Annotated in this window: 4 protein-coding genes; 2 read left to right on the plus strand and 2 right to left on the minus strand. The window is 57.8% G+C overall.

Annotation, left to right across the window (positions count from 1 at the left end):
- Positions 1–91 precede the first annotated feature (91 nt).
- Complete coding sequence (locus tag RBB47_RS30875) at positions 92–1,975, minus strand: ABC-F family ATP-binding cassette domain-containing protein (protein ID WP_305989778.1); 1,884 nt, start codon at positions 1,973–1,975, stop codon at positions 92–94.
- 147 nt (positions 1,976–2,122) lie between these two features.
- A complete protein-coding gene (locus tag RBB47_RS30880) occupies positions 2,123–2,992 on the minus strand; it encodes a DUF4344 domain-containing metallopeptidase (RefSeq protein ID WP_305989779.1) in 870 nt (289 codons plus the stop codon).
- A gap of 266 nt (positions 2,993–3,258) precedes the next feature.
- Between RBB47_RS30880 and ndk the strand changes: the two genes are divergently transcribed.
- Positions 3,259–3,681 (plus strand): nucleoside-diphosphate kinase, encoded by a 423-nt coding sequence (ndk, locus tag RBB47_RS30885; RefSeq protein ID WP_299471444.1) that lies wholly within the window; start codon positions 3,259–3,261, stop codon positions 3,679–3,681.
- A gap of 177 nt (positions 3,682–3,858) precedes the next feature.
- Positions 3,859–4,968 (plus strand): YHYH protein, encoded by a 1,110-nt coding sequence (locus RBB47_RS30890; protein WP_305989780.1) that lies wholly within the window; start codon positions 3,859–3,861, stop codon positions 4,966–4,968.
- Positions 4,969–5,136 lie beyond the last annotated feature (168 nt).

Here is a 5,136-nt window from a genome sequence, read left to right on the forward strand (position 1 = left end):
CTCTTCACACGCTTCCTTGCGTGATTTCGCCATTTATGCCGCCAAATCGGCTTCATTTATGGGTCCGTACCCTAAAGTAAACAATCCGGGTTCAGCCGGCTTCTTCGTACTCGGCAGACAACTCAAGCCATTCTTCCTCGGTCTTGACCAACTTCTTTTCGCAAAAGGCACGTTCCTTGGCGAACTTGGTGGCCCGTTCGGGCTCCTTCTGAAAGAACTCAGGGTCAGACAGGGCTTCGTCCAGCTTGATAATTTTCTCCTGAAGCCGCGCCATTTCCTTTTCCGCTGCCTCGATTTTCTGCTTCAGGGGCTTGAGCTGATTGCGTTTTTGGGCAGCTTCGCGGCGTTTTTCCTGCGCCGAGGCTTTTTCGGCTTCTTCTGCTGCCCTGTCACGCGCCTTTTGCGCAGCCTCCGGGCCCTGCAGGATCAAGCGGCGATAGTCGTCCATGTCACCGTCATACGGCTCGACCCTACCGTCAGCGACCAGCCACAGCCGATCCGCGCAAGCTTCGATGAGGTGCCTGTCATGGCTGATAAGGACGACGGCACCCTTGTAATCGTTGAGCGCCATAACCAAAGCCTCGCGGCTGTCGATGTCCAGATGGTTGGTCGGTTCATCGAGGATCAGCAGGTGCGGACCGTCAAATGTAGCCAGTCCAAGAAGGAGACGGGCCTTTTCGCCGCCGGAGAGGTCCTTTGCCGGGGTATCCATGCGGTCGGTCGGCAGTCCGAAACGCGCAACCCGGGCCCGCACTTTCGCTTCCGGTGCATCCGGCATCAGCGCACGGACGTGGGCAACCGCATTCTCCGCCGGCTTGAGTTCGTCGAGCTGGTGCTGGGCGAAAAACGCAATCTTCAGCTTCGATGCCTTGGTGATGTTGCCGTCCATGGCACCGAGGCGGCCGGATATCAGCTTGGCAAAGGTGGACTTGCCGTTGCCGTTCGCGCCAAGCAATGCAATGCGGTCGTCGGTATCGATGTTCAGCGTCAAGCGGGACAGGATCTTGGTCGAACCATAGCCGGTCGAGACGCCCTCCAGCTTGAGAATGGGCGGGGCAAGTTGGGCCTCCGGATCCGGAAACTGAATCGGCTTGCCGCTCTCTTCGGTCAAGGCCGCAATCGGCTGCATTCTTTCCAGCATCTTGAGGCGAGACTGCGCTTGCCGTGCCTTGCTGGCCTTATAGCGAAACCTGTCGACGAAGGCCTGCATGTGCTTGCGCTGGGCATCCTGCTTCTCCTTGGCTTTTTCGGCCAGGATCATCGCTTCGCGCCGCTGCCGGTCGAAACTGTCATATCCACCGGAATAATAGGTCAGTTTGCCCCGCTCCAAATGCACGATGCTGTCGACCGCCTTGTTGAGAAGGTCCCGGTCGTGGGAGATCAGCAAAACCTGATGCGGATAGCGCGCGACATAGTTTTCGAGCCAGAGCGTGCCCTCAAGGTCCAGATAGTTGGTTGGCTCGTCCAGCAACAAAAGATCCGGCTCGGAAAAGAGCACCGCCGCCAGCGCAACGCGCATGCGCCAGCCGCCCGAAAAAGAAGAGCAGGACCTTTGCTGCGCTTCTGCATTGAACCCCAGCCCGGAAAGGATCGCACCGGCGCGTGCTTCTGCTGTGTGGGCACCGATGTCGGCCAGCCGGGTGTGGATATGAGCGATTTGGTCGGGGTCGGTTTCCGTTTCGGCCTCGGCAAGCAGACGGCTGCGTTCCTTGTCAGCGGCGAGAACAACATCCATCAACGTGTCTTCGGTGCCGGGGGCTTCCTGTGCGACCTGACCAATACGTGCACGCTTCGGTATCTGGACCGAACCGGTTTCTGTCGAAAGGTCGCCGGTGATGATCTTGAACAACGTGGACTTGCCGGCACCATTGCGCCCCACGAGCCCGGTCTTGGCCTTTCCGGGAAGGGTAACGCTCGCCTTGTTGATCAGAAGACGGTCTCCGATCCGGTATGTAAGGTCTGAAATTTGCAACATGGCCGGATGTTTGGCGGAGCAGTCGCGGCGATGCAAGCACAAAGGCGCATTTGACTTCCAGGAACACGTTTCTGTGGCAAAGCTGCACTGCTAACGGGTGACCCGAGGACCGGCCGCAGGAGAGCTTTGACAGAAAACGGCGTGAGGTCAGTTTTCGTCAGACAACAGGTCCAGGTAGAGCTCTGCAAATCCACCGAGAAGCTCGTAGCAGATCGTGACTTCGCGCTCTGAAGCATCCCAAAAGGCATTGTCCATGCCACAAGGGGCAGCCTTGAACGTCACCTCTTCGGGAAGATCGTAGAACGTGTCGAGCTCATCGGCGACCAATTCCATGAGCTGCTTTTCTTTCAGAAAGTCCGCAAGCACCTTCAGGTCGGCTGGCGCCTGCTCGTAAGCAATCTTGATCTTTCCAGCCGGAGTATCTTCGTCGCGAAGGTAGGGATCGGTGACGAATTCCCAGGAATCGGCCGCCTGTTCATAATCGAATGCGCAACTCTCGATACGGTCGTCCGGAAGACCGAGCTCTTCGGCAAGTTCCAGGAAGGCATCCTCGTCGGCACCAACCATCATGCACAAAATGCTGTAGCCACGCTGCTGGTCCAGATCATGCTCGCCGTAAAAGACCAGAGCGTCGTACTCTTCTTCCGCAATCAGAAACCAACCGATCATGGCGTGGTAGAGGTAGATATCCATGTTGTCGCTGTCAGCGGCCAGCATGGACACCGTCGCCAGGTTGTCGACCGCATCTTCTTCTTGCGCGAGAACGGGCAATTGCAGCTCGGAAACCAGCATGTGACCAGCCTCGTGATAGATCACGAAGAGCGTATTGCCGGCGACAAAGTCGTAAAACTCGTCGCGCTCGTCAGGTGGCAGCGCCTTGATCTTCTCCGGCAGATCCACATAGGAGAGCGGAGCCGCGAGAGATTCTGAGTCCGCCGGTGTCGAACTAAGGCCCAGCCCGACAGCGGCAAGCAGATTCAGCAAGAGCGCGGGGATCAAGTCGATTGATGGTGCCATTTCGGTCTGCCTCAACGAAATTGCCGTTCGCCATGGTCCGGCGAGTCAGTTTGGTGCCGTCAGAGAGTATGCATCTGCAGGGCTGTTGACCAGCCAGATCTCGGCACGCAGCCGTGCTTGAGCGCCACGCTGGGCAATCAACATGAAAATGTCATGCACCGGCCCCTTGCAGGCTCTGCGGTGCACCGTTATTAAGGCCGCGAAATTTCTGAAATTCGCGGACCGGCCAAGCGCCCGTCCAGCTACAAAACGAGAAAGACCAAGCTATGGCGATTGAACGCACTTTTTCCATGATCAAGCCGGATGCAACCAAGCGCAACCTGACCGGTGCCATCACTGCGAAACTGGAAGAGGCCGGTCTGCGGGTGGTTGCTTCCAGGCGCGTATGGATGTCACTGCGTGAAGCCGAAGCTTTCTACGCAGTTCACAAGGAACGTCCTTTCTTTGGTGAGCTGACCGAGTTCATGTCCTCCGGCCCGACCGTTGTTCAGGTTCTGGAAGGCGAAAACGCGATCGCCAAGAACCGTGAAGTTATGGGTGCAACGAACCCGGCAGAAGCTGCTGAAGGCACGATCCGCAAGGAATACGCTCTTTCCATCGGCGAAAACTCCGTGCACGGTTCCGACGCACCGGAAACGGCGGCTGAAGAAATCGCTTTCTGGTTCTCCGGCACCGAACTCGTCGGCTAAGCCGGTCTTAGACCAACATGATGCAAAGCCGGTCCTGACGGGCCGGCTTTTCTTGTTATTTCTGAAACCCTCTCCTGATACACCCAGACACACATTCGTTCCAAAAGGCGACTGCTTTGCAGGAACGAACAGAGCATATTACCGCCGTCGGGGTACTGGATTCAGGAGAATGAAGGAATGCGCATAAGTCTCGCCATCGCGGGGGCATTGATTGCGTTACCGGCGGCTGCACACGAAATATCCGCGCCGCTCAGCGGCGAAGAACCGCTCGCACACAAACATGTTGCCGACGAGATCTGGGATCTTTTGCTGCCGCAGGCCGAAGCCAGCGCAGACATCACCGTTCAGGGAAACACCAGACGTATTAGAGCCAACGGTTATCCGATCAAGGCCCCGGGCCAGTTCCCGAACCGCAACAATCCGCACGCCATTTCCAAAAAGAACTACAATCTGAAGGTTCCGCTCAATCCGCGTAAGAACAGCCGTTCGACAAATGCGCACGGCTCTGTCTTCGGCATCGCGATCAATGGCGTCGTCATGGATCCGGGCACGGCTGAATACTGGCAGAACAACCGTCGCTCGGGCTGGAACTACGAAGCGCTCGGCGGTGCCTGCAAACTGGGCCTCGACAAGTACAACGCCCACGTTCAGCCGGATGGCACCTATCATTACCATGGCATTCCGACCGGTGTCGTCGCATCCAGCGGTGGCAACAAGGTTCCGGCCATGATCGGCTTTGCGGCAGACGGCTTTCCGATCTACGGCCAATACGGCTATTCCGACCCGGCGGGGAAATCCTCCATGAAAAAGCTGAAAAGCAGCTACCGGATCAAGAGCGGAACTCGTCCGAGCGGTCCGGGAGGGCCATACAACGGCAAATTCACCCAGGACTGGGCCTTTGCAGCCGGGGCAGGTGATCTCGACCAGTGCAACGGTCGATTTGCCGTCACCCCCGAATACCCGGACGGAACCTATCATTACGTTGTGACAGATACGTTCCCGTTCATTCCGCGCTGCTGGATGGGACGTCCCGATCCCAGCTTTACCCGTCTGAAAGGGCGTGGGCAAAGAAGTGGCCTTGATGCGGAGCAGGGTGGGCCGACCATTGATTTCGCCACCATGACTGACAACACTGCGGTCGCTGTCCAACTAATCCAGGCGCAGCGCGGTCACCCGCCGCGTCTGCGACCGGGCGGTCCGCCGCCGCAGCGCGGCCAGCGCGGTCCAAGACCGGGCGGGCGACAGGGCGGCGGTCAGGGAGGGCGGTCGCCGTGTAGCGGCAGCTGACACACCAAGACAGCAAGTCGAATTGATGCAGAGGCGCTTGACGGCGCCTCTTTTTGCTTTTCATAAGGTTCGATGCCAGCTTTAGGGTAGGGACCCTAGGTGTGCTTTCCAATGAGGTTGTTCACCGATTGAGGTTCAGACGACTGATCGGTGTCTTGAAGTTAATGC

Source organism: Roseibium sp. MMSF_3544 (assembly GCF_030732845.1).
In the GTDB taxonomy this organism is placed as follows: Bacteria; Pseudomonadota; Alphaproteobacteria; order Rhizobiales; family Stappiaceae; genus Roseibium.

What these genes read in the sequence shown, in the direction of transcription:
- RBB47_RS30875 (WP_305989778.1), bottom strand. Translation starts at nt 1,975, where the DNA reads ATGTTGCAAATTTCAGACCTTACATACCGGATCGGAGACCGTCTTCTG.
- RBB47_RS30880 (WP_305989779.1), bottom strand. Translation starts at nt 2,992, where the DNA reads ATGGCACCATCAATCGACTTGATCCCCGCGCTCTTGCTGAATCTGCTT.
- ndk (WP_299471444.1), top strand. Translation starts at nt 3,259, where the DNA reads ATGGCGATTGAACGCACTTTTTCCATGATCAAGCCGGATGCAACCAAG.
- RBB47_RS30890 (WP_305989780.1), top strand. Translation starts at nt 3,859, where the DNA reads ATGCGCATAAGTCTCGCCATCGCGGGGGCATTGATTGCGTTACCGGCG.